This window comes from Streptomyces morookaense (assembly GCF_013030945.1).
Lineage (GTDB): Bacteria > Actinomycetota > Actinomycetes > Streptomycetales > Streptomycetaceae > Streptomyces > Streptomyces morookaensis.
The window spans coordinates 102,633-127,897 of record NZ_JABBXF010000006.1; the positions used below are offsets into that span (position 1 = coordinate 102,633).

Annotated in this window: 19 protein-coding genes; 13 read left to right on the top strand and 6 right to left on the bottom strand. The window is 70.3% G+C overall.

Annotated features, from left to right (window positions below; genetic code table 11):
- Positions 1–21 precede the first annotated feature (21 nt).
- Positions 22–1,140 (top strand): lipid II:glycine glycyltransferase FemX, encoded by a 1,119-nt coding sequence (locus HG542_RS03710; RefSeq protein ID WP_171078554.1) that lies wholly within the window; start codon positions 22–24, stop codon positions 1,138–1,140.
- Between the two features lie 54 nt (positions 1,141–1,194).
- Positions 1,195–2,226 (top strand): alanine racemase, encoded by a 1,032-nt coding sequence (locus HG542_RS03715; RefSeq protein ID WP_171078555.1) that lies wholly within the window; start codon positions 1,195–1,197, stop codon positions 2,224–2,226.
- A gap of 42 nt (positions 2,227–2,268) precedes the next feature.
- On the opposite strand, the gene HG542_RS03720 is transcribed toward HG542_RS03715, so the two are convergent.
- The gene (locus HG542_RS03720; protein WP_171078556.1) at positions 2,269–3,771 is read right to left on the bottom strand and encodes a glycosyltransferase family 87 protein; all 1,503 of its coding nucleotides are present in this window, start codon (positions 3,769–3,771) and stop codon (positions 2,269–2,271) included.
- 143 nt (positions 3,772–3,914) lie between these two features.
- Positions 3,915–6,524 carry a transglycosylase domain-containing protein gene (locus HG542_RS03725; protein WP_171078557.1) on the bottom strand — a complete coding sequence of 870 codons (2,610 nt, stop codon included), beginning with the start codon at positions 6,522–6,524 and terminating at the stop codon, positions 3,915–3,917.
- A 385-nt stretch (positions 6,525–6,909) separates the two neighbouring features.
- Between HG542_RS03725 and HG542_RS03730 the strand changes: the two genes are divergently transcribed.
- From HG542_RS03730 to HG542_RS03745, 4 genes are all read left to right on the top strand, one after another.
- Complete coding sequence (locus tag HG542_RS03730; RefSeq protein ID WP_171078558.1) at positions 6,910–7,497, top strand: PadR family transcriptional regulator; 588 nt, start codon at positions 6,910–6,912, stop codon at positions 7,495–7,497.
- A 49-nt stretch (positions 7,498–7,546) separates the two neighbouring features.
- Positions 7,547–8,629 (top strand): inositol-3-phosphate synthase, encoded by a 1,083-nt coding sequence (locus HG542_RS03735; protein WP_171078559.1) that lies wholly within the window; start codon positions 7,547–7,549, stop codon positions 8,627–8,629.
- A 69-nt stretch (positions 8,630–8,698) separates the two neighbouring features.
- Positions 8,699–9,967, top strand: coding sequence for an MFS transporter (locus tag HG542_RS03740; protein ID WP_171078560.1), 1,269 nt, complete (start codon positions 8,699–8,701; stop codon positions 9,965–9,967).
- Positions 9,968–10,076: 109 nt separating this feature from the next.
- Positions 10,077–10,661, top strand: a complete 585-nt coding sequence (locus tag HG542_RS03745; RefSeq protein WP_171078561.1) for an LppU/SCO3897 family protein — start codon at positions 10,077–10,079, stop codon at positions 10,659–10,661.
- A gap of 100 nt (positions 10,662–10,761) precedes the next feature.
- Here HG542_RS03745 and HG542_RS03750 read toward each other — a convergent pair whose 3' ends face one another.
- Entirely contained in the window at positions 10,762–12,219 is a 1,458-nt protein-coding gene (locus tag HG542_RS03750; RefSeq protein ID WP_171078562.1) for a CCA tRNA nucleotidyltransferase, read from the bottom strand.
- Between the two features lie 209 nt (positions 12,220–12,428).
- Here HG542_RS03750 and HG542_RS03755 point away from each other — a divergent pair, with 209 nt between their 5' ends.
- The 7 genes from HG542_RS03755 to trxA all read left to right on the top strand — a co-directional run bounded on the left by HG542_RS03755 (position 12,429) and on the right by trxA (position 21,886).
- The gene (locus tag HG542_RS03755) at positions 12,429–14,756 is read left to right on the top strand and encodes a DUF6049 family protein (RefSeq protein ID WP_171078563.1); all 2,328 of its coding nucleotides are present in this window, start codon (positions 12,429–12,431) and stop codon (positions 14,754–14,756) included.
- 45 nt (positions 14,757–14,801) lie between these two features.
- Entirely contained in the window at positions 14,802–16,997 is a 2,196-nt protein-coding gene (gene murJ / locus HG542_RS03760; RefSeq protein WP_171078564.1) for a murein biosynthesis integral membrane protein MurJ, read from the top strand.
- Positions 16,998–17,106: 109 nt separating this feature from the next.
- Positions 17,107–18,771, top strand: a complete 1,665-nt coding sequence (locus HG542_RS03765) for a protein kinase family protein (protein ID WP_171078565.1) — start codon at positions 17,107–17,109, stop codon at positions 18,769–18,771.
- Positions 18,772–18,802: 31 nt separating this feature from the next.
- Positions 18,803–19,492, top strand: a complete 690-nt coding sequence (sigM, locus tag HG542_RS03770; protein WP_171078566.1) for an RNA polymerase sigma factor SigM — start codon at positions 18,803–18,805, stop codon at positions 19,490–19,492.
- A complete protein-coding gene (locus HG542_RS03775) occupies positions 19,489–20,418 on the top strand; it encodes an RsmA family anti-sigma factor (protein ID WP_171078567.1) in 930 nt (309 codons plus the stop codon). The genes sigM and HG542_RS03775 overlap by 4 nt, the downstream gene beginning before the upstream one ends.
- A 118-nt stretch (positions 20,419–20,536) precedes the next feature.
- Complete coding sequence (trxB, locus tag HG542_RS03780; protein ID WP_171078568.1) at positions 20,537–21,505, top strand: thioredoxin-disulfide reductase; 969 nt, start codon at positions 20,537–20,539, stop codon at positions 21,503–21,505.
- A 48-nt stretch (positions 21,506–21,553) separates the two neighbouring features.
- Positions 21,554–21,886, top strand: a complete 333-nt coding sequence (gene trxA / locus HG542_RS03785; protein WP_171078569.1) for a thioredoxin — start codon at positions 21,554–21,556, stop codon at positions 21,884–21,886.
- 81 nt (positions 21,887–21,967) lie between these two features.
- On the opposite strand, the gene HG542_RS03790 is transcribed toward trxA, so the two are convergent.
- The 3 genes from HG542_RS03790 to HG542_RS03800 form a co-directional block, all read right to left on the bottom strand.
- A complete protein-coding gene (locus tag HG542_RS03790; RefSeq protein WP_171078570.1) occupies positions 21,968–22,585 on the bottom strand; it encodes a GNAT family N-acetyltransferase in 618 nt (205 codons plus the stop codon).
- 311 nt (positions 22,586–22,896) lie between these two features.
- Entirely contained in the window at positions 22,897–24,015 is a 1,119-nt protein-coding gene (locus HG542_RS03795) for a ParB/RepB/Spo0J family partition protein (protein WP_171078571.1), read from the bottom strand.
- Positions 24,012–25,076: a ParA family protein gene (locus HG542_RS03800; protein ID WP_171078572.1), complete on the bottom strand. Its 1,065-nt coding sequence runs from the start codon at positions 25,074–25,076 to the stop codon at positions 24,012–24,014. The genes HG542_RS03795 and HG542_RS03800 overlap by 4 nt, the downstream gene beginning before the upstream one ends.
- Positions 25,077–25,265 lie beyond the last annotated feature (189 nt).

A 25,265-nucleotide genomic window follows, 5' to 3' on the forward strand; every position in this document is an offset into this window, starting at 1 on the left:
CCTGCCGAGGAGCGCCCCGCAATGAGCCTGACCCTGAGGACCATCAGCCGAGAGCAGCATCTGGCGTACATCCAGAGCCTGCCCGCGGCGAGTCACATGCAGGTGCCGGCGTGGGCCGATGTGAAGGCCGAGTGGCGCTCGGAGAGCCTGGGCTGGTTCGACAAGACCGGCCAGATCGTCGGCGCCGGTCTGGTGCTCTACCGCCAGCTGCCCAAGATCAAGCGCTACCTGGCCTACCTCCCCGAGGGCCCGGTCATCAACTGGTACGCCCCGAACCTCGAGGACTGGCTGCAGCCCATGCTGGCCCACCTCAAGCAGCAGGGCGCCTTCTCGGTGAAGATGGGCCCGCCCGTGGTCATCCGGCGCTGGGACGCCAACGCGATCAAGGGCGGTATCGCCGACCCGGACGTGAAGCGGCTGCGCGACGTCGAGCCGACCTTCATCGAGCCGCGCGCCTTCGAGGTCGCCGACAAGCTGCGCCGGATGGGCTGGCAGCAGGGCGAGGACGGCGGCGCCGGCTTCGGCGACGTCCAGCCGCGCTACGTCTTCCAGGTGCCGCTGGCGAACCGCTCGCTGGAGGACGTCCACAAGAACTTCAACCAGCTGTGGCGCCGCAACATCAAGAAGGCCGAGAAGGCCGGCGTCGAGGTCGTCCAGGGCGGCTACGAGGACCTGGCCACCTGGCAGCACCTGTACGAGATCACCGCCGAGCGCGACAAGTTCCGCCCGCGCCCGCTGAGTTACTTCCAGCGCATGTGGACGGCCCTCAACTCCGAGGACCCCAACCGCATGCGGCTGTACTTCGCCGTGCACGAGGGCGAGGCCGTCGCCGCCGCGACGATGCTGATCGTCGGCGGGCACGTCTGGTACTCGTACGGCGCCTCCGCCAACCACAAGCGCGAGGTGCGCCCGTCCAACGCCATGCAGTGGCGGATGCTGCGGGACGCCTACGCGCTGGGCGCCACGGTCTACGACCTCCGCGGCATCGGCGACTCGCTGGACGAGAGCGACCACCTCTTCGGTCTCATCCAGTTCAAGGTCGGCACGGGCGGCCAGGCTGCCGAGTACCTCGGCGAGTGGGACTTCCCGCTCAACAAGCTGCTGCACAAGGCCCTCGACATCTACATGTCGCGCCGCTGAGCCGGCTGCACCGACTGCTTCATCCACACCGAGGGAAAGGTTCCGGGACCGGCGATGGCGCTCACGCTCTATGTCGACACCGCGCGCTGGCGGGCACACCAGCAGTCCGTGATCCAGCAGTTTCCGGGGATCGTCCCGGTCTGCAAGGGCAACGGCTACGGATTCGGGCATGAGCGCCTGTGCGAGGAGGCGACCCGGATGGGCGCCGACCTCCTCGCCGTCGGCACCACCTACGAAGCGGCCACGATCAAGGACCTCTTCAGCGGCGACCTGCTGGTGCTCACGCCCTTCCGGCTCGGCGAGGAGCCGGTGCCGCTGCCGGACCGCGTCATCCGCTCCGTCTCCTCGGTCGAGGGCGTGCGCGGCCTGGTCGGCGCCCGCGTGATCGTCGAGGTCATGAGCAGCATGAAGCGGCACGGCATCAGCGAGGAGGACCTGCCCAAGCTGCACGCGGCCATCGAGGACGTGCGCCTGGAGGGCTTCGCGATACACCTCCCGCTGGATCACGCCGACGGCACCTCCGGTGTCGACGAGGTGGCCGCCTGGATGGAACGGCTGCGCGCCGCCCACCTGCCGCTGCACACCATGTTCGTCAGCCACCTCAAGGCCGACGAACTGGCCCGGCTGCAGCAGCAGTACCCGCAGACCCGCTTCCGCGCCCGCATCGGCACCCGGCTGTGGCTCGGCGACCACGACGCCACCCAGTACCGCGGCGCCGTCCTGGACGTCACCCGGGTGTCCAAGGGTGACCGCTTCGGCTACCGGCAGCAGAAGGCGGCCGGCGACGGCTACCTCGTCGTCGTGGCCGGCGGCACCTCGCACGGTGTCGGCCTGGAGGCCCCGAAGGCGCTGCACGGCATGATGCCGCGCGCCAAGGGCGTGGCCCGCGCGGGCCTGGCCACCATGAACCGCAACCTCGCCCCGTACGTCTGGGCGGGCAAGCAGCGCTGGTTCGCGGAGCCGCCGCACATGCAGGTCTCCATCCTCTTCGTGCCGGCCGACGCGCCCGCACCGCAGGTCGGGGACGAGCTGGTGGCCCATCTGCGGCACACCACCACGCAGTTCGACCGCATCGTCGATCACTGATCCGCTCCCCCCCCCCCCGGTGCGGGGAACCGGGGCCGCCGCCTAGGGGTTGCGGCTCCCGGTGCCCCACTGGACGCGCGTGCCGTCCGCCCGGTCCTGCGGGTTCGCCGCCTGCCGGGCGCGGCGGGCGGCTCCGGCCACGACTATGTCCGGTGCCCCGTCCAGAACGCCCCCGGAGGGGTCGTCCGAACCGTCGCGCCGTACGACGTCGCGCTCGGGCAGCAGGATGTCCCGGACGACCAGGGCGCAGAAGAAGAGCGTGCCCAGCAGGTGCACGGCGATGGCCAGTTGATAGCCCTCGGGCGGCAGCCCCTGGTGCTTGTCGCCGCTTCCCGTGTAGGCCAGGTAGAACCAGATGCCCAGGAAGTACAGGACCTCGCACGCCTGCCAGACCAGGAAATCACGCCACTTGGGCCGGGCCAGCGCCGCGAGCGGGACCAGCCAGAGCACGTACTGCGGCGAATAGACCTTGTTGACAAGGATGAAGAGCGCCACGACCAGGAAGGCCAGCTGCGCGAAGCGCGGGCGCCTGGGGGCGCACAGGGCGAGGGCGCCCAGGCCCAGGCAGCCGAGGACCATCAGCAGCGACACATAGGTGTTGGCGTCGTCCAGCGGATTGCCCGTGCGCTGCGAGATGAACAGCCACACGGATCCGAAGTCGACCGGCCGCTCCTGGCTGAAGGTGTAGAACTTCGCCCACCCCTCGCGGACGTGGAAGCCGCCGGCGTCGTGGGTGATCATGACCGGCAGGTTCACCACCAGCCAGGCGCCGGCCGCGCCGGCGGCCGCGCCCGCGAAGGACCGCAGCCGCCCCGCCCGCAGGCACAGCACGAACAACGGCCCGAGCAGCAGCAGCGGATACAGCTTCGCCGCGGCGGCGAGCCCGATCAGGATGCCCGCCGCGACCCCCCGGCCGCGGGACCACATGAGCATCGCGGCGGCGGTCAGCGCGACCGCGAAGAGGTCCCAGTTGATGGTGGCCGTGAGCGCGAAGGCGGGCGCGAGGGCGACCAGCAGGGCGTCCCAGGGGCGGCGCCGGTGCGTGCGGGCCACACACACCGCGATGACCGCGGTGCACGCCAGCAGCATCCCGGCGTTGACGATCCAGTACATCTGCTCGCGGTACTGGACCGTGCCGCCGCCCGGCGTGAGCAGCGCGGCGACCTCCATGAACAGGCCCGTCAGGACCGGGTATTCGAGGTAGTCCATGCCGCCGGAGAGGGACTGCGGGATCCGGTCGAAGTACGGCAGGAGCCCCGCGTCGAAGCCGCGGCCGGTGTAGAGATGCGGGATGTCGGAGTAACACGCGTGCGTGTACTGCGTGGTGGCGCCGAAGAACCAGCCGTGGTCGTAGCAGGGCAGTTTCTGCACCATGCCGAGCGCGAACATCCCGATCGCCACGAGCGCGATCACCCTGACCGGCGTCCACCAGCCCCCGGGCAGCGCCCGGCGGCCCATCGGCCCGCCGATGAGCTCACTGGCGGCGGCGGCCGTCCCGTCCTCCACCGTGGGCCGTACCGGCCGCTCGTCGCGCTCGCTGCTCATGAACCCATCCTGCCGTAACCGCAACGACCCTGCTCGGCCCTGTGGATAACTCCGAGGGCCGCCCCGCACGGTGGCGGGACGGCCCTCGGGAGAGCGGTCGGCGAAGCGGGCTCCGCCGGGCGGATGCGCCGGTCGGGCGCCGGTCAGCCGTTCGGGCCGCCGAAGAGGCCGCCACCGCCCTGCTGGCGCCGCGTCGGGCTCGGCGACTCGCCTCCGGTGTCGCCGCCCGGTCCGCCGATGCCTCCCGGACCGCCCGAGGCGCCCGCGTCGGTTCCGCCGGTCCCGCCCTTGCACTTGCGGTCGAACGGGGAGCAGGACCTGCTCGGCGACGGGGAGCTGGACGGGGACTTCGACGGGGACGGCGACGCGCTGGACGGCGCCGACGCCGAGGGCGACGGGGGCGCGACGGCGCTGGGGGAGGGGCTGGCGCCGTCCCCGTACACCTTCACGCCGAGCGGCTGAGGGGCGTCGAACTGCTCGACGGGCTTGCCCTTGAGCGCCTCTCCCATGTAGTCGGCCCAGATCTGTGCGGGGAACGACGCACCGTGGATGGTGGGCTGGCCGCCCACACCGCGCATGGACAGGAACTCCTGCTGCTTGGCGTTGGGGTCCACGCGGTACATGCCGATCGCGGTGGACAGCTGCGGGGTGTAGCCCGCGAACCAGGCGGAGCGGTTGCCGTCGGTGGTACCGGTCTTGCCGGCCACCGGACGGTCACCGAGCTGCGCCGCCGTGCCGGTGCCCGCCTGGACCACGGTCCTCAGCACGTCGGTGACGTTGTTGGCCACGTTCGCGTCGAAGGCCTGCGCGCTCTTCTCCTCGTGCTCGAAGGCCGCCTTGCCGTCCTTCTCGACCTTCTCGACGGAGTACGGGTCGACCTGCTTGCCGCTGTTCGCGAAGGTCCCGTAGGCGCCGGCCAGACGGATCGCGCTGGGCGCCGAGGTGCCCAGCGAGAAGGTGGGCGTGAGGGAGGCCAGCTGGTCCTTGTCCAGGCCCGCCTTGAGCGCCGCGTCCTGGACCAGGTCTGTCCCGACGTCCATGCCGAGCTGGATGTAGGGGGTGTTCACCGAGAACTGCATGGCGGTGCGGAGGCTGATGGGCCCCTTGTCCTCGTCACCGTCGTTCTTCTGCTGCCACTCGCTGCCGTCCTTGTCGTGCCAGACGGTTCCGTCGTAGTTCCGCAGGGTCAGCTTGTTGTTGCCGTTGTAGATGCTCTCGGGCGAGACGAGCGTGCGCTGGCTGTCGCTCTGCTGCGGGCCGAGGCCGGGGTTGCGCTTGCCGTGCGTCATCGCCGCCGCCAGGACGAACGGCTTGAAGGTCGAACCGACCTGGACGCCGGTGTAGTCGGCGTTGTTGGTGAAGTGCTCCAGCGCGTTCTCGCCGCCGTAGATGGCGACGATCTTGCCGGTCTTGGGCTCCACCGAGGCGCCGCCGAACTGCACGTACTTGTCGACGTCCCGCACGTCCGGCTTGATGCTGGCCTTGCGGACCTCCTCGACCGACTTGGTCAGGGCGGCGACCTTGTCGCGGTCGAAGGTCGTGTAGATCTGGTAGCCGCCCTTGTCCAGCTCGGCCTTGCTGATCTTGGAGTGGGCGACGATGTAGTTGTCGGCGAGGTCGGTGAGGTAGCCGATCTGACCGGCCCGGTTGGTAGCGGGCTTGGGCTTCTGCGGCTGCGGGAAGCCCTTCGCGACCCACTGGTCGTGCTCGGCCTGGGACAGGTGGTGCGTCTGCACCTCGCGGTCCAGCGTCCACTTCCACCGGTCGGTCGCGCGCTTGAGGTTCTTCTCCGGCGTCGCGGCAGGCCCCTGGCCGCCGTACGGGTCGTACAGGTTGGGGCCGTTCAGCGTGGCCGCGAGGTACGCGCCCTCGCTCGGCGTCAGGTCGTTGCAGTCCTTGTCGAAGTACGCCCGCGCCGCGGCCTGGATGCCGTACGCGCCACGCCCGTAGTAGGCGGTGTTGAGGTACCCGGCGAGGATGTCGGGCTTCGGCTGCGTCGCGCCGACCTTTATGGAGATGAGCAGCTCCGTGGCCTTGCGCTTGATCGTCTGTTCCTGGCTCAGGTAGGTGTTCTTCACGAACTGCTGCGTGATGGTCGAGCCGCTCTGGGTCTCACCGCCCTGCGCCATCTTCACGATGGCCCGGGCGATGCCCATGGGGTCGACGCCCCAGTCCTGGTAGAAATTGGCGTTTTCCGCAGAAATCACCGCATTCTGCATCGACTTGGGGATCTGTGCGATCGGCACGATCTGCCGGTTGAGACTGCCGCCGCCGGCGACGACCATCTGCTTGCCGTCGGCCCAGTAGTAGACGTTCTTCTGCACGACCGAGGCCTTCTGCGCACTCGGCACCTGCACCATGGCCAGTGCGACGCCCACGGCCCCGAAGACGAGGCCCACGAACGTCAGGCACAGTCCCGTCATCAGCTTCCAGGACGGGATCCAGCGACGCACACCGGACTTGCCCGCGCGGGGATAGTCGATGAACCGCTTGGCCGCCGGGCGCCCATTGCCCCTGCGGCCCCGGCCGTCCCCGGAGGGTGCCGGTTCCGCGGCGCGTCTGCGCCCTCCTCCTCCGCCTCCTCCCCCGCCGCGCCGGCCCGCACGGCGGGCGTCGGCCCGGCCGAGGCCCGGCGAAGGGGAGTTGCCCGGCGGCGCGGCTCGCCGGCCCGGCGTCGGCTGCTGGGCCGCACGGCGGGCCGCGGCGCGGCCGCCTCCCTGGGGCTGCGGAGGCTTGCGGCGGTGTTCGCTCATCGAACGACTACTCCTCGGGCAGGCGCTATCGCCTGACAGCGGCGAGATGGCTTGCGGTCCCCCCGATGTGCGCCGCCGCCCTTCCCCCAGGCCGCCGGGCACACTGCATCCGGGTCGAGGACGTCTGCGGGCGTCACCCGGTTCCCAGTGGTCTGCATGGCCCACAGACTACGCACGGCCAAATCCCGCCCACTGGGGATGTTCACTCAAAAATCAGGCCGGTTCTGTCCCACGAATCGGTGATGTGACCTCGTTCACCGTGCCCCCTCTTGTTCGCTCAACACCCCCGTTCTATCGTCTGGATGTATCGAGTCGATACATCAGCTCGGCATAAGGGACCAATAAGGACTAGGGGATTAGGCTGTGGGGGACAAGGAGGCGAAACATGAGCAGACGCTCCGGCATCCTCGAGTTCGCCGTCCTCGGCCTGCTCCGCGAGTCCCCGATGCACGGCTACGAGCTGCGGAAACGCTTGAACACCTCGCTCGGGGTGTTCCGTGCGTTCAGCTACGGCACCCTCTACCCCTGCCTGAAGTCCCTTGTGGCGAACGGCTGGCTGGTCGAGGAGACGGGGAGCGCTCCGGAGGATGCCCGGGCGGCGTCCATGGCCGGGCGGCGGGCGAAGATCGTCTACCGCCTGACCGCGGAGGGCAAGGAGCACTTCGAGGAGCTCCTCTCCCACACCGGCCCGGACACGTGGGAGGACGAGCACTTCGCCGCCCGCTTCGCGTTCTTCGGGCAGACCTCCCGGGATGTCCGGATGCGGGTGCTGGAAGGCCGCCGCAGCCGGCTGGAGGAGCGTCTGGAGAAGATGCGCGCCTCCCTGGCCCGTACCCGAGAACGGCTGGACGACTACACCCTCGAGCTTCAGCGGCACGGCATGGAGTCCGTGGAGCGCGAGGTCCGCTGGCTGAACGAGCTGATCGAGAGCGAGCGGGCCGGGCGTGACAAACGCACCGGTCCGGACCAGTGAGCCCTGCACCCCGCAGGGCTTCGTCGAGTACTAACAGGGAGCAACCGGAATGGGTTCGGTTCGCGTAGCCATCGTCGGCGTGGGCAACTGCGCCGCCTCGCTGGTGCAGGGCGTCGAGTACTACAAGGACGCCGACCCGAACGGTCGCGTGCCGGGTCTGATGCACGTGCAGTTCGGCGACTACCACGTGCGCGACGTCGAGTTCGTCGCCGCCTTCGACGTCGACGCGAAGAAGGTCGGCCTCGACCTCGCCGACGCCATCGGCGCCAGCGAGAACAACACCATCAAGATCTGCGACGTCCCGGCCACCGGCGTCACGGTCCAGCGCGGCCACACCCTCGACGGCCTGGGCATGTACTACCGCCAGACCATCGAGGAGTCCGCCGAGGCCCCGGTCGACGTCGTCCAGGTCCTCAAGGACAAGCAGGTCGACGTCCTGGTCTGCTACCTGCCGGTCGGCTCCGAGGACGCCGCCAAGTACTACGCGCAGTGCGCCATCGACGCCAAGGTCGCCTTCGTCAACGCCCTCCCGGTCTTCATCGCCGGCACCAAGGAGTGGGCGGACAAGTTCACCGAGGCGGGCGTCCCGATCGTCGGCGACGACATCAAGTCGCAGGTCGGCGCCACCATCACGCACCGTGTGATGGCCAAGCTCTTCGAGGACCGGGGCGTCGTCCTGGACCGCACGATGCAGCTGAACGTCGGCGGCAACATGGACTTCAAGAACATGCTCGAGCGCGAGCGCCTGGAGTCCAAGAAGATCTCCAAGACGCAGGCCGTCACCTCGCAGATCCCCGACCGCGAGCTGGGCGCCAAGAACGTCCACATCGGTCCCTCGGACTACGTGGCCTGGCTGGACGACCGCAAGTGGGCCTACGTGCGCCTCGAGGGCCGCGCGTTCGGCGACGTCCCGCTGAACCTGGAGTACAAGCTCGAGGTCTGGGACTCCCCGAACTCCGCCGGTGTCATCATCGACGCCGTGCGCGCCGCGAAGATCGCCAAGGACCGCGGCATCGGCGGCCCGATCCTCTCCGCCTCCTCGTACTTCATGAAGTCCCCGCCGGTCCAGTACTTCGACGACGAGGCCCGCGAGAACGTCGAGAAGTTCATCAAGGGCGAGGTCGAGCGCTAAGCACCCCCTTCGGACGTGGCCCCCGGGTAATGCCCCCGGGGGCCCGTGCGTTGTGTGAGGCTGGGCGGCATGCCCGTAGTGCGTGATCTACGCGTCCTGCTCCAACTGCGCGATTTCCGCCGCCTGCTGGCAGTCCGGCTGCTCTCCCAGGCGGCCGACGGCGTGTATCAGGTCGCCCTCGCCGCCTACGTCGTCTTCTCCCCGGAGAAACAGGCGTCGCCCGCGGCCATCGCCTCCGCCATGGCCGTCCTGCTGCTCCCCTATTCGCTGCTGGGGCCCTTCGCCGGCGTGCTGCTCGACCGCTGGCGGCGCCGTCAGGTGCTGCTGTACGGCAATCTGCTGCGCTCGGTCCTGGCCGCCGGCACCGCCCTGCTCATCGCGGCCCACGTGCCGGACTGGCTGTTCTACGCCTCCGCGCTGTCGGTCACCGCGGTCAACCGCTTCGTCCTCGCCGGGCTTTCGGCGTCCCTGCCCCGCGTGGTCGACAGCCAGGACCGCCTGGTCATGGCCAACTCCCTGTCCCCCACGGCCGGCACGCTGGCGGCCACCGCGGGCGGCGGTCTGGCCTTCGCCGTCCGGCTGGCAGCGCCGCACGGAACGGTGTCCGACGCCCTCGTCGTGCTCGTCGGGGCCCTGCTGTACCTGTGCGCCGGGCTCTGCTCCCTGTTCATGCCCGCCGGACTGCTGGGCCCGGACATCACGGCCACCCATGTCCGGGTGCGCACCGCACTGGCGGTCACCGTGCTCGGTCTGGCCGCCGGGGTGCGGCACCTGGCGCAGCGCCGTATCGCCGCCGGTGCGCTGGCGGCGATGACGCTGATGCGGTTCTGCTACGGGGCCCTGACGGTGACGGTGTTGATGCTCTGCCGGTACGCCTGGTCAGGCGCCGGATCCGACGGCCTGGCGATGCTCGGCTATGCGGTCGCCGTCTCGGGGGCGGGCTTCTTCGCCGCGGCCGTGGTCACGCCGTGGGCGGTCGGCCGGCTGGGGAGGCTCGGCTGGATGCTGACGTGCGCCACGGCGGCCGCGGTCCTGGAACCCGCCCTGGGGCTCCCCTTCGAGCCCGCCCCCATGCTGGCCGCCGCCTTCGTCCTCGGGCTCGTCACCCAGGGGGCCAAGATCACGACGGACACGATCGTCCAGGCCGCCGTCGACGACGCGTTCCGCGGCCGGGTCTTCTCGCTCTACGACGTCCTGTTCAACGTCGCCTTCGTGGGGGCGGCGGCGGTGGCCTCGCTGATGCTGCCGCCCGACGGCAGGTCCGCTGCGCTGGTCGTCGCCGTGGCGGTCGTCTACGGAGCAATTGCTGCCGCTTTGGCGGTATTTCGCCGTTGGTGAGTGTCACATCAGGGCCACAGGACAGTTGCGGGCTGCGTACATGCCAAAGTCGGCGGTTACCTTACGGGCTGCACATGCCACACGGCTCACTTCAGCTCGGGGGACACCTGTGACCACTCCGCCGCCTCACCAGAACCCGTACGCCCAGCAGGGCGGCGGCAACCCCTATGCCCAGCAGCCGCAGGCACCGTACGGCCCGCCTCCGCAGGGCCCGTATGCGCAGCAGCCTCCGCAGGGGCCGTACGGGCAACAGCCTCCCGGGCCCTACGGGCAGCAGCCCCCCGGCCCGTACGGTCAGCAGCCGCCCGGCCCCTATGGCCAGCCCGGCGGCTTCCCTGGGGCGCCGGTGCCGCCGCAGGCGCCGCGCCGCTCACCGAAGAGGGTCATCAGGAACATCGTGCTGCCGATCGTGGCACTCGTCGTCGCGGTGGGCGGCTGGCTGTTCGGCAAGAGCGACGACACCACCAAGCTGGCCGTCGGCGACTGCCTGCAGAACACCGGCACGGACACCCGGCCGGCGATCAAGAAGCTCCCCTGCACGGACAGCAAGGCGACCTACAAGGTGCTCAAGAAGATCGACGGCTTCACCATCACCTCGCTGGCCTGCTCCAAGGTCGAGGGCGCGACCTCTGCGCTCACCTGGAAGGAGCGCTCGAACCGCTTCACGCTCTGCCTGAGCAACAACAAGGCGTAAGAGGGAGGGGCGGTGTTTCACGTGAAACACCGCCCCTCATCGCTGCCCGTTCTGATGTTTCACGTGAAACATCAGAACGGGACCTGCGGAATCCTCCGCCTCAGTCCTGAGCCGCCCACCAGTCCTTGAGCAGGGCGATCGCCGCCTCCCGCTCCAGCGGGCCGTGCTCCAGGCGCATCTCCAGCATGTGCTTGTACGCCTTGCCGACCTGCGGCCCCGGGCCGATGTCCAGGATCTGCATGATCTCGTTGCCGTCCAGGTCGGGCCTGATGGCGTCCAGCTCCTCCTGCTCCTGGAGCCTGGCGATGCGCTCCTCCAGCCCGTCGTAGGCGCGGGACAGTGCCTGCGCCTTGCGCTTGTTGCGCGTGGTGCAGTCCGAGCGGGTCAGCTTGTGCAGCCGGTCCAGCAGCGGCCCCGCGTCCCGCACGTAGCGGCGGACGGCCGAGTCGGTCCACTCGCCGGTGCCGTAGCCGTGGAAGCGCAGGTGGAGCTCGACAAGCCGGGAGACGTCCTTCACCAGCTCGTTCGAGTACTTGAGCTTGGTCATCCGCGCCTTGGTCATCTTGGCGCCCACCACCTCGTGGTGGTGGAAGGAGACGCGGCCGTCCAGCTCGAAGCGGCGCGTCTTCGGCTTGCCGATGTCGTGCAGCAGCGCGGCCAGGCGCAGGACCAGGTCGGGACCGTCCTCCTCCAGGTCGATCGCCTGGTCCAGGACGGTGAGCGTGTGCTCGTAGACGTCCTTGTGGCGGTGGTGCTCGTCCCGCTCCAGACGCAGCGCGGGCAGCTCCGGCAGGACGTGCCGGGCGAGCCGGGTGTCGACCAGGAGCCGGAGGCCCTTGCGGGGGTGGCCGGAGAGGATCAGCTTGTTCAGCTCGTCCCGGATCCGCTCGGCCGAGACGATCTCCAGGCGGTCGGCCATCTCGTTCATCGCCGTGACGACCTCGGGAGCGACTTCGAAGTCCAGCTGGGCGGCGAAGCGGGCCGCCCGCATCATGCGCAGCGGGTCGTCGGAGAAGGACTCCTCCGGGGTGCCGGGCGTACGCAGGACGCGCCGGGCCAGGTCCTCCAGCCCGTTGTGCGGGTCGACGAACGCCTTCTCCGGCAGCACGACGGCCATCGCGTTGACGGTGAAGTCGCGACGGACGAGGTCCTCCTCGATGGAGTTGCCGTAGGAGACCTCCGGCTTGCGCGAGGTCCGGTCGTACGCTTCCGACCGATATGTCGTGACCTCAATATCGAAGTCCGCTTTGCGGCACCCCACGGTGCCGAAGGCGATCCCGACCTCCCAGACGGCGTCGGCCCACGGGCGCACGATCTTCAGCACGTCCTCGGGACGGGCGTCCGTCGTGAAGTCGAGGTCGTTGCCGAGCCGGCCCAGCAGCGCGTCCCGTACCGATCCGCCGACCAGGGCCAGCGTGAACCCGGCCTCCCGGAATCGGCGGGCGAGGTCGTCGGCTACGGGGGACACCCGCAGGAGCTCGCTCACGGCACGGCGCTGCGCCTGGCTGAGCTCGTTGGTCGACGGCAGGGTGTGGCTGTCATTGTTGGCGTTCGGCACAACAGAAGAGGGTACGTGGCCGCGCGCGGGCCGGCCTCCCGGTTACGCGACGCTCCGTGACGGCCTGCGCACAGCAGTCGCCGGCCGGGCCGCGGGGCCGGATGTCGATCTTGTAAGGCGGTCCGCGGCACTTCGTCGCAGCAGGCCTCGTTACCATTCGGGGACGCACCATCCGACGACCACTGACGACGACGAGGGACGGGCGAGGCGTGGCCGAAGCGGCAGAGTTCCAGGGGACGACTTCCGCTCCTGCCTGCCGGTGGGCCCGGCGCACCGCGATGCTGCTCGGGGTCCTGCTCTTCGCCGGCCTCGTGCACCTGCCGACGGCACCCGCCGCCCGTGCGGACGCCGCGGACGTCGGGGGCACCCGTTCGGTCGGTGTCTCCATCGATGCACTGACCCCCGTCGCCCCGACGCAGAACGACACGCTCACCGTCTCGGGCACGGTCACCAACAACGGCAGGACGGCGATCACCGGCGCCCATGTGGGCCTGCGGGTGGGATCGCAGCTCGGCACGCGCAGCGACATCGACGACATAGGGGACAAGGGCGGTTTCTCGCCGAGCTCCGACGGCGCCGAAGTGGGCGGCAACCACGTCCAGAAGATCGACAGGCTCGCTCCGGGCGTCAGCCAGAACTTCACCCTGACGCTGCCGGTGAAGGACCTGAACCTCGGCAAGGACGGCGTCTACCAGCTCGCCGCCACCTTCTCCGGGCAGTCCGCCGACCAGCCCTACGAGCGGGTGCTGGGCATCCAGCGGACCCTGCTCCCCTGGCAGCCGTCGGCGGTCGAGGGCAAGAAGACCAAGCTCACCGTCCTGTGGCCGCTGATCTCGACCACGCACCTGAGCGCGCGCACCGAGTCCGACCAGCAGCAGACGCCGGTCTTCATCAACGACGACCTCGCCGCCGACCTGGCGCCGGGCGGACGGCTCCAGCAGCTCGTGTCGCTCGGCAAGAACCTGCCGGTCACCTGGGTGATCGACCCCGACCTGCTGGCCACGGTCGAGGCCATGACCAAGCCCTACCGGGTCGGCACGCCGGACGGGAAGAGCAGCACCCCGGGCCGGGGGCAGGCGGTCGCCAAGCAGTGGCTGGGACAGCTCCAGGACGCCGTCACCAACCACCAGGTGGTGGCCCTGCCGTTCGGCGACCCGGACCTGGCCTCGCTCGCGCACCGCGGGAAGGACGTCTCCGGCGCCCTCAGCCACCTGCAGTCCGCCACGGACCTCGCCTCGACGACCGTGGACACCATCCTCGGCGTCAAGCCGCGCACGGACTTCGCGTGGCCCGTTGACGGGGCGGTCGACACGTCCATCGTCGACGTCGCCACCTCGGCGGGCGCCCACAACGTCATCGCGCGCAGCGACAGCTTCCGCGAGTCCGGCAACACCTACGCCCCCACCGCCGCCCGCCAGATCGGCGGCGGCAACACGGCGATCGTCGCGGACGCCCGGCTCTCCACGGCCTTCCAGGGCGACATGATCCGGGCGGGGGACTCCTCCCTGGCCGTGCAGCAGTTCCTGGCCCAGAGCCTCGTGGTGGACAAGCAGGCGCCGGAGAACGAGCGCAGCATCGTCGTCGCCCCGCAGCGCATGCCCACGACCAGCCAGGCCCAGGCGATGGCCGCGGCGGTCAAGGGCCTGTCGGACAGCCGCTGGGCCCAGCCCCTCGACCTGGGGGACGCGGCCAAGGCCACCCCCGACCCCAGCGCCGCCCAGCAGGTGCCCGGCAGCGGCTCGTACCCCGACTCGCTGCGCTCGCAGGAGCTGACCACCGGGGCGTTCCAGGAGATCCAGAAGACCCAGAGCACCCTGGACAGCTTCAAGGTGATCCTCAGCGCCCAGGACCGGGTGGTCACCCCCTTCGGCAGCGCGATCATGCGGGAGATGTCCACGTCGTGGCGGGGCAACCCGCAGGGCGCGGGCCAGTTCCGCAACGGCGTCCAGGCGTACCTCTACAAGCTCACCCGCCAGGTGCAGCTGATCAAGAAGTCCGACGCGACCCTGTCGGGCCGCAGCGCGACGATCCCGGTGACCGTCGAGAACGGCCTGCTGCAGGAGATCCACGGGCTGAAGCTCGTCCTGGAGTCCAGCCAGCCGAACCGCCTCAAGATCGACAACGCCCAGCCGGTCAAGGTGGAGGGCGGACACAGCCAGTCCGTGAAGTTCGAGACCCGGGCCAACGCCAACGGCCCCGTCCAGGTGACCGCCCGCCTCTTCACGAGCGACGGCCAGCAGTACGGCGACTCGATGACCTTCACTGTGCATGTCACCTCCATCACGCCTATGGTGCTGCTGGTCATCGCCGGAGGCGTGCTCCTCCTGGTCCTCGCGGGGCTCCGCATCTACCTCCAGCGCAAGCGCGCCGCAGCGCACAAAGCCGCTGGTGGCGGGCCCGGGACGACGGGCGGGGACGGGCCGGAGGGCACCGGCGGCCCCGGCGACGACATGCCCGGGCAGCCGGGTGACCCGGCCGTGGACACCGGAACGCAAAGCGGTGGCCCATCCGGCCCGGGTGAGAAAGTGGAACATTGACGTGTTGTGGGGCCGGCCGGCCGCCGACGATGAGGTGGGGTAGCGATGAACGCGCCGTACGACGGTGACCACGGTCCGGGGACGGGCGGTGAGCAGCGGGGTCCGTACCCGCCGGTGCCGCCTGCCCAGCCCCAGGCGCACCAGGGGACCCCGTACCCCCAGGACCCCTACCTCCGGGACGCGTACACGGCCGACCCGTACGCCCCGCAGGACCCGGCCGCCCCGGCGGCCGACGCGCTCTACGACCAGGCCACCCGCCCGATGCCGACCGTGCCGCAGCACTCCGCCGGCGCCCGCCCGTGGCCCCCGGCCCCGGCCCCCGCGCCGCAGACCGGTGCGGACCGGCGGCCCCCGGTCGAGGAGCCGACGGCGCAGATCCCTGCCGTCGGCGGTTTCGCGGCCCCGGGCGAGCCCCCGCAGCGGGACGCCTTCGCGCACCTCTACCGCGACCAGCAGCAGCCGTACGAGCCGCAGCGCCCGTCGGACCTGCCGCCGGTCCCCCCGGCACAGGGCCAGTTCGTGCCCCCGCCCGCCCAGCCTGCTCAGCCGCCGGCCGCGGAGCCTGCCGCCGAGCCGGAGGCCGCGGCCCCGGCGAAGAGCGGCAAGGCGGCCAACCTGCTGAAGTCGAGCGCGGTCATGGCCGCAGGCACCATGGTGTCCCGCGTCCTGGGCTTCGCCCGGAACCTCGTGATGGCGGCGGCGATTGGCGTCGGCACGCTGAACGACGACTACCAGGTCGCCAACACCCTGCCGACGATGATCTACATCCTCGTCGGCGGCGGCGCGCTCAACGCGGTGTTCATCCCGCAGCTGGTGCGCGCCATGAAGAACGACGACGACGGCGGCGAGGCCTACGCCAACCGGCTGCTCACCCTGGTCGTCGTCATGCTGGCGGGTGTCACGACCGTGTGTGTGCTCGGTGCACCGCTCTTCATCAAGCTGATGTCGCCGACCATCGCGGACGATCCGGCCCGGATGGACGTGGCCGTGGCCTTCGCCCGCTACTGCCTTCCGACCATGTTCTTCATGGGCGTCCACGTCGTCCTGGGCCAGATCCTCAACGCCCGCGAGCGGTTCGGCGCGATGATGTGGACCCCGGTCCTCAACAACATCATCATCATCGCCACCTTCGGCTCCTTCATCTGGGCCTTCGGCAGCTTCACCGACAGCGGCGTCAGCGCGGCCACCATCACGCCCGAGGGCGTCCGGCTGCTGGGCATCGGCACCCTGCTGGGCCTGGTCGTCCAGTCCCTGGCGATGCTCCCCTACCTGCGTGACGCCGGCTTCCGGATCCGTCCCCGCTTCGACTGGCGCGGCCAGGGCCTGGGCAAGGCCCTCGGCCTGGCGAAGTGGACGTTCTTCTTCGTCCTCGCCAACCAGCTCGGCCTGGTCGTGGTCACCCAGCTGGCCACGGCGGCCGGTGCCACGGCCGAGAAGGCCGGCCACCCCGGCACCGGCATCACGGCCTACAACTTCGCGCTCCAGCTCTGGCAGATGCCGCAGGCCATCATCACCGTCTCGGTGATGACCGCCGTCCTGCCCCGGATCTCCCGCGCCGCCCACGACGGGGACGCCTCGGCCGTCCGGGACGACCTCTCCCACGGCCTGCGCACCTCGGCCGTGGCCATCGTGCCCTGTGCCTTCGCCTTCCTGGCGCTCGGCGTCCCCACAGCCACCCTGATGTTCGCCTCGGGTTCCGGGGTCGGCGGAGCCACCAACATCGGCTTCATCCTGATGGCCTTCGGCCTCGGCCTGATCCCGTACTCGGCGCAGTACGTCATCCTCCGCGGCTTCTACGCCTACGAGGACACGCGCACGCCGTTCTACAACACGGTCATCGTGGCCGCCGTCAACGCCGCCGCCTCGGGGCTGAGCTTCCTCGTGCTGCCCGCGCGCTGGGCCGTGGCCGGCATGGCCGCGTCCTACGGCCTGGGCTACGCGATCGGCGTGGGCGTCGCCTGGCGCCGCCTCCGCAACCGGCTGGGCGGCGACCTGGACGGGGCCCGCGTCGTGCGGACCTACGCCCGGCTGGCCGGCGCCTGCCTGCCCGCCGCCCTGTTCGGCGGTGCGGTCTCCTACGGAATCGGCCAGGCTGCGGGCTACGGCTTCGCGGGTTCGCTCGGTGCTCTGGTCGGCGGCGGGCTGGTCCTGATCGCCGTCTTCTACCTCGCCGCCAAGCGGATGCGCATCGACGAGCTGAACGCCATGGTCGGTATGGTCCGCGGACGGCTGGGGCGCTGACCGGAGCACAACCATCGCCCGCTGCCGTGTGTCGTGCATAGCGCCGGACTGTGGGCACAATTGTCTTGGCTGTGGACAGGGTGCAACGGATGGGGAGGCAGGGACGACGGTGGCGGAACGGAGCACGGCTGCCGTCGACGTGGCCGACAACAGCGGCGAGCAGCCACTGACCGCCGAGGCGGGCAAGGCCACGACCGACGGGGCGGAGGCCGACAAGAAGGTCGGTACGCACCAGGACACCGCGGGCGCGGAGAGCAAGGGCTCCGCGCGCGATGCGCAACCGCTCGAACTGCACAGCGGCCACAAGCTCGCCAGAAGGTACCGGCTGGAGGAGTGCGTCACCCGTCTGGAGGGATTCAGCAGCTGGCGTGCGGTCGACGAGAAACTGCGCCGTGCCGTCGGCGTCCATATCCTCCCCGCCGACCACCCCCGCGCCCGCCCGGTGCTCGCCGCCGCCCGCTCCGCCGCGCTTCTCGGCGATCCCCGCTTCGTCCAGGTCCTCGACGCGGTCGAGGAGAACGAACTCGTCTACGTGGTCCACGAGTGGCTGCCCGACGCCACCGAGCTCACCCCTCTCCTGGCCGCCGGCCCGCTCGAACCGCACGACGCCTACCAGCTCGTGAGCCAGGTGTCCCAGGCCATGGCGGCCGCACACCGCGAGGGCCTGGCGCACCTGCGCCTCACCCCCGGCTCCGTCCTCCGCACGGGCACCGGCCAGTACCGCATCCGCGGTCTGGCCGTCATGGCCGCGCTCCGGGGCATCACCTCCGAACACCCCCAGCGGACCGACACCGAGGCCATCGGTGCGCTCCTCTATGCCGCGCTCACCCAGCGCTGGCCGCACGAGAACAACGCCCACGGCCTGCCCGGCCTGCCCAAGGGCATGGGCCTGATCGCCCCCGACCAGGTCCGCGCCGGAGTCCACCGGGGTCTCTCCGAGCTCGCCATGCGCGCGCTCACCACTGCTTCGAAGCAGGAGGACCCCTGCACCACGCCGGAGGAGCTGGCCAAGGCGGTCGCCGCGATGCCGCGCATCCGGCCGCCGGAGTCGGCCTTCGCCGCTGCTGCGGCCTACCAGCGCAGCGCATACCGCGGCCCGGTCCCGCCCCACACCGGCGGCCCGGTCCAGCCGGCTCCCGTGCCCCCGCCGCCCCCGCTGGAGAGCCGCACGGGCAAGGTCATCAAGTGGAGCGTCTCGGCCCTGCTCATCGCCGCCCTGGGGCTGGGCAGCTGGCAGCTGGCGGACACGTTGCTGAAGCACGGTGAGTCGGACGACCCGTCGCACTCGCAGTCGACGGGGGACGGTTCGCCGAAGAAGCCCGAGTCCGGACAGCCGATCGCCATCCAGGGTGCGAAGGACTTCGACCCGCTGGGCGACGGCCAGGAGAAGCCGCGCGACGTTCCCAAGGCCTACGACGGCAACCCGGCCACCTACTGGTCGACGGACTTCTACACGAACGCGAACTTCGGTGGCCTGAAGTCGGGCGTCGGACTGATCCTGGACCTGGGCAAGAAGCAGCAGGTCGGAAAGGTTCAGGTCGGCTTCCTCAACGACACGTCCGTGGAGCTGAGGGCCGCCGACTCGTCCGGCGACTCCATGCCGATGTCCCTCACCGCCTTCCACAAGGTCGCCGAGGGAGCGGGAACGGACGTCCCGCTCACCCCGGACAAGCCGGTGGAGGCACGGTACGTTTTGGTCTGGCTGACAAAGCTCTCGCAGACCGAGCAGGGCGAGTACCGCGGCAGGGTCTCCGAGATCAAGGTGACCAGCTGACCGTACGGTCGCTCAGGGGGAGGGCTCACGCTTGGACGACGCCACACGTGCCGACGCCGGCGATGCCGAGCTGCTCTCCCGGCACATCGACGGTGATCCCGACGCCTTCGGCGAGATAGTCCGCCGGCACCGCGACCGGCTCTGGGCAGTGGCCCTGCGGACCCTCGGGGACCGGGAAGAGGCCGCGGACGCCGTCCAGGACGCCCTCGTCTCGGCCTACCGGGCCGCCCACACCTTCCGGGGGCAGTCCGCCGTCACCACCTGGCTGCACCGGATCACCGTGAACGCCTGCCTGGACCGGGCCCGCAAGAGCGCCTCCCGGCGCACCGCGCCGCTCGCCGAGACGGAGCGGCTGGAGCAGTTGCTGGAGCCGCACGAGTCGGCCGCCGCACCTGCCGAGCGCAGCGACCTGCACCGGGAGCTGATCCGGGCACTGGCCACGCTGCCCCCGGACCAGCGAGCCGCCCTCGTCCTGGTGGACATGCAGGGCTATCCCGTCGCCGAAGCGGCCAAGGTGCTGGACGTCCCCGCCGGCACGGTGAAGAGCAGATGTGCCCGGGGCCGGGCACGCCTGCTGCCACTGCTCACCCATCTGCGCCCGGATGGCAGGGGTAGCCCGCACGTCGGCAGGGAAAGGAACCGGTCGCAGGGGACGTCCGTCCCACCACCGGCACAGCAGAGCGACACAGATCCAGTGAAGGGCGGAGGTGGACGAGCGTGACCTCGACGACCGGCACGGACGGGCACCCGGAGGTCGCGGAGATCTCCGCACTTGCCGAGGGGGTCCTCTCCCCCTCGCGTTCGGCGGATGTCCGGGAACATCTGGCGGACTGTGAACTCTGCGAGGACGTACGGAACTCGCTGAGCGAGATCCGGGAGCTGCTGGGAACGCTCCCCGGCCCGCCCCGGATGCCCGCGGACATCGCCGGCCGGATCGATGCCGCGCTGGCCGCCGAAGCGCTGCTCGACGCCACCGCCCCCAGGCCGGGCACCGAGGTTTCACGTGAAACCGGTGAAGCCGGTGAAACCGCACCGAGCGAGCCGCACCGGCCGGAGCCCCGCCCCGTTTCCGTTTCACGTGAAACAGGCGACCGCCCCGCAGGACGCCCCCGCGCCGCAACCGGCCCGGGCCGGCAGACACCCGGCTCCCGTTCCCGCAGGATCCGGCGCGGACCCGCCGTGCTGCTCGGCACCGCATGTGCCGCCGCCGTCATCGGACTGGGCAGCCTGTTCCTCAACAGCGGCTCGGACGGCACCCCCCGGGCGAGCGCCGGCCCGTCCGGAGAGAGCCACCCCCCGTCGGGCTTCTCCGAGCAGGAACTCACCGTGCGCGTGCAGGACCTGCTGCGCTCCTCCGCAGCCTCCGTGGAGCCCCGCGGCATGAGCGCCCAGAACTCGCCCGAGACGACACTGCGGGACAACGGCACGACGGCCCCGTCGTGTGTACGGGAAGGCATCGGCCGCCCCGAATCCGCCTTGGCCACCCACCCGGAGAAGTACCGGGAGCAGGACGCCTATCTCGTCGTCCTGCCGCATCCCGGCGACGCCTCGCTCGTTGACGCCTACGTCGTGTCCGCCGCCTGTGAGTCCTCCGCCTCCCAGTCCCCCGGGCAGGTACTGCTCGACCGGACCGTGCCGCGCCGCTGACGCGCCACCGCCCGGGCTGTCGTCTCCGAAGGGAATGCGGGCCCCGTAGGATCCGTTGGGTGGGGTGAGACCCAGCAAGGATCCCAGACCGCAGTCGGCAGAGACGAGGAAGACACCCGTGAGCGACGTCCGCAACGTGATCATCATTGGCTCCGGGCCCGCGGGCTATACGGCCGCGCTCTACACGGCCCGGGCCTCTCTGAAGCCGCTGGTCTTCGAGGGTGCCGTCACCGCGGGCGGTGCGCTGATGAACACCACCGACGTGGAGAACTTCCCCGGCTTCCGTGAGGGCATCATGGGCCCGGACCTGATGGACAACATGCGGGCCCAGGCCGAGCGCTTCGGCGCCGAGCTGATCCCGGACGACGTCATCGCGGTCGACCTCGGCGACGAGATCAAGACGGTCACCGACTCCGCGGGCACCGTCCACCGTGCCAAGGCCGTCATCGTGACCACCGGCTCCCAGCACCGCAAGCTCGGCCTGCCCCGGGAGGACGAGCTGTCCGGCCGCGGCGTCTCCTGGTGCGCCACCTGCGACGGGTTCTTCTTCAAGGACCAGGACATCGCCGTCGTCGGCGGTGGCGACACGGCCATGGAGGAGGCGACCTTCCTCTCCCGCTTCGCCAAGTCCGTCACCGTGATCCACCGCCGTGACGCCCTGCGGGCCAGCAAGGCCATGCAGGAGCGCGCCTTCGCCGACCCGAAGATCTCCTTCGTCTGGGACAGCGAGGTCGCCGAGATCCACGGCGAGAACAAGCTCTCCGGGCTGACCCTGCGCAACCTCAAGACGGGTGAGACCTCCGAGCTCCCGGTCACCGGCCTCTTCATCGCCATCGGCCACGACCCGCGCACCGAGCTCTTCAAGGGCCAGCTGGAACTGGACGACGAGGGCTACCTCAAGGTCGCCTCTCCCTCCACCCGCACCAACCTGACCGGTGTCTTCGCCGCGGGTGACGTCGTCGACCACACCTACCGCCAGGCGATCACCGCCGCCGGCACCGGCTGCTCCGCCGCCCTGGACGCCGAGCGCCACCTGGCCGCGCTCGCCGATGGCGAGAACGTCCGCGAGCCCGAGCAGACCCCCTGACCCACCCCCGCACCTCCACCCCACGCACAAGGATTTAAGGAGACAGCCGTGGCCGGCACTCTCAAGAACGTGACCGACGCCTCCTTCGAGCAGGACGTCCTCAAGAGCAGCAAGCCCGTCCTGGTGGACTTCTGGGCGGCCTGGTGCGGCCCCTGCCGCCAGATCGCTCCGTCCCTGGAGGCCATCGCGGCCGAGCACGGCGACAAGATCGAGATCGTCAAGCTGAACATCGACGAGAACCCGGCCACCGCGGCCAAGTACGGCGTGATGTCGATCCCGACCCTCAACGTCTACCAGGGCGGCGAGGTCGCCAAGACCATCGTCGGCGCCAAGCCGAAGGCCGCCATCGAGCGCGACCTGGCCGACTTCCTCGGTATGTAGCACAGAGCGACATTCGCTGTTTCACGTGAAACAGGGCCCGCCCCCGACGAGGGGGCGGGCCCTTTTCGCAATCCCGGGGCGCTACAGCGGCCGGAGCGCAGGCTCTTTCTGTACGGCTCCCAGCAACCGGTCCAGCGCCAACTCGACATCCTCTTTCCAGGACATCGCCGTGCGGAGCTCCAGCCGCAGCCGGGGATACCGCGGATGGGGCCGCACCGTCTTGAATCCCACCGCCAGCAGGTGCTCGGCCGGCAGGACGCAGGCGGGTTCCTTCCACCGGGCGTCGCCGAAGGCCTCGATCGCCTTGAAGCCCCGCCGCAGCACGTCCTTCGCCACGGTCTGCACCATCACCCGGCCCAGCCCCTGCCCCTGGTGGCCGGGCGCCAGCCAGGCAGTCATCAACTGCACGGCGTCCGCGGCAACAGGACTGGTGGGGAAGGCCGTCGAGCGGGGGACATAGGCCGGGGGCGCATAGAGCACGAACCCCACCGGAGCCTCGTCGACGTACACCACCCGGCCGCAGGAGCCCCACTCCAGCAGGACCGCCGACAGCCAGGCCTCCTTCTCCAGCTCCGGACGTCCGGCCCTCAGTGCGGCTTCACCACTGACGGGATCCAGCTCCCAGAAGACACAGGCGCGGCAGCGCTGGGGGAGGTCCGGGAGATTGTCCAACGTGAGCGGTACGAGCCGGCGCCCCATGCAGTCAGTCCCTCACTTCCATCGCGTGCCCTGCCCCGGGCGGCGTTCAGCACACTGCGTTCCCTGAGGAGGCTGCCGACGAATCCGCCGACTGCTCCCAGGCCCAAGCCCGTTGCCACCAGTCCGCTCCGGCTCACCGTTCGCATGGCCTCGCCCCTCCGTGAACTGTGTCCAACGTGGATGTGCGATACCCCAACGCATCGTATCCGCACGTCGATTGACCGGATAGCCGGAGAGGGCAAAGGGCGGGTTGTGTTCACACGGAGGTTCCACGTGAAACACAACCCGCCCCTGGCGGTAACGCAGCAGGACTACGCCGCGCCCTCATCGTCGTCGTGCGCGAGCTTCTGTGCCAGCACCCGCCCCTCGCCCGGGGCCAGGGTGCTGAGGATCCGGTCCAGGTCGTCCATCGAGGCGAACTCGACGACGATCTTTCCCTTCTTCTGCCCGAGGTCGACCTTCACGCGGGTCTCGAAGCGGTCCGAGAGCCGCGAGGCCAGGTCGGTCAGCGCCGGGGAGACCCGCGCACCCGCCCGGGGACCCTTGGGCTTGGCCGAGGCGGGGCGTGAACCCATCAGGGTCACGATCTCCTCCACGGCACGCACCGAGAGCCCCTCCGCCACGATGCGGTGGGCGAGGCGGTCCTGCTCCTCCGAGTCGTCGACCGAGAGCAGCGCCCGGGCATGACCGGCGGACAGCACACCGGCGGCAACCCGCCGCTGCACTGCGGGGGAGAGCTTCAGCAGCCGCAGTGTGTTGGAGACCTGAGGACGCGAACGCCCGATGCGGTCCGCCAGCTCGTCATGCGTGCACTTGAAGTCCTTGAGCAACTGGTCGTAGGCGGCGGCCTCTTCCAGCGGGTTCAGCTGGGCCCGGTGGAGGTTCTCCAGCAGGGCGTCCAGCAGCAGCTTCTCGTCGTCCGTGGCCCGGATGATGGCAGGAATCTTCTCCAGCCCGGCCTCACGGCAGGCCCGCCAGCGGCGCTCGCCCATGATGAGCTCGTAGCGCTCCGGAGCCAACTGCCGTACCACGACGGGCTGGAGAAGCCCGACCTCGCGGATCGAGGTGACGAGTTCGGCGAGGGCGTCCTCGTCGAACACCTCACGCGGCTGACGCGGGTTGGGGGTGATGGAGTCCAGGGGCAGCTCGGCGAAGTGGGCGCCCGCAACGGCCTCCGCAGTCTCTGCGGCCTCCGCAGGCTGCTCCGACCGTGTTTCACGTGAAACGGGATCGAGCACCGCAGGCGTCTCGTCGACCGGGAACGTGGTCACCCTGGCCGCAGCCGGCCCCCGTTCCGTCGTCAGTACCGGCACCGCCGTCGGGGACGTCGCACCGGACCCCATGGCCGGTGCACCGTTCTCCGATCCCTTCGGCGCTGCCGGGATCAGCGCACCGAGCCCACGGCCCAGTCCTCTACGTCGCTCACTCACTGAAGCCCCTCCGACATGCTGTGCTGCTCTTGCTGCTGCTGGTGGCCCACGGCCTGAGGACCCACGGTATGAGCCGTGCTGCCGTCGTAGTGCACGCCCACCCCCCGGAGCGCGATCTCCCGGGCCGCCTCCAGATAGGAGAGAGCGCCGCTGGAACCCGGGTCGTACGTCAGCACCGTCTGCCCGTAGCTGGGCGCTTCCGAGATGCGGACCGAGCGCGGGATGCTGGTCCGCAGCACCTCGTGCCCGAAGTGGCTGCGCACCTCCTCGGCAACCTGGGAGGCCAGTCGGGTCCGGCCGTCGTACATCGTCAACAGGATCGTCGACACGTGGAGCTTGGGGTTGAGGTGCCCCCGTACCAGCTCCACGTTGCGCAGCAGCTGACCCAGGCCTTCCAGGGCGTAGTACTCGCACTGAATGGGGATCAGCACCTCTGCGCCGGCGACGAGCGCATTGACCGTCAGCAGACCCAGGGAGGGCGGACAGTCGATCAGGATGTAGTCCAGCGGCTGCTCGTACGCCTTGATGGCACGGTCCAGCCGGCTCTCCCGGGCCACCAGCGAGACCAACTCGATCTCCGCACCGGCCAGATCGATGGTGGCGGGGGCGCAGAACAGCCCCTCCACGTCCATGACGGGCTGGACCACGTCGGAAAGCTGCTTGTTGTCCACCAGCACGTCGTAGATCGACGGCACCTCGGCATGGTGGTCGATGCCCAGCGCGGTGGAGGCGTTGCCCTGCGGGTCGAGGTCGATGACCAGGACCCGGTTGCCGTGCAGCGCCAGCGAGGCCGCGAGGTTCACCGTGGTCGTGGTCTTGCCCACCCCGCCCTTCTGGTTGGCGACCACCATCACCCTGGTCTGCTCGGGCCGGGGCATCGCAGGCCGCGTTTCACGTGAAACGGCTGCGTCGGCAGTCGGGTTACCAGGGGGAGCCAGGGGCTCGGAGTCGGCGGGGCGGGGGCCGGGGACCGGATCGGTCATCGGCCCCGCGATATTGGCGTCGGACCGCAAGGATTCACTCTCCTCGACATCAGGCTCGCGATGAACAGAGCCTGCCATGCTTTCAGGGTTGTGAACCAGCGAGGCCCGTTCTCCTGTGGATGAATCCACCCGGCCTGTGGATGAACTCACGCCCTCGGCCGGGCGACGGTCGCGCGGCATGGCAGCCGCGCGACCACGATTGATGATTCCGTGCAGCAAGGAGCGATGTTTCACGTGAAACACGATGCCGAGGCGCTGCCACGGAGC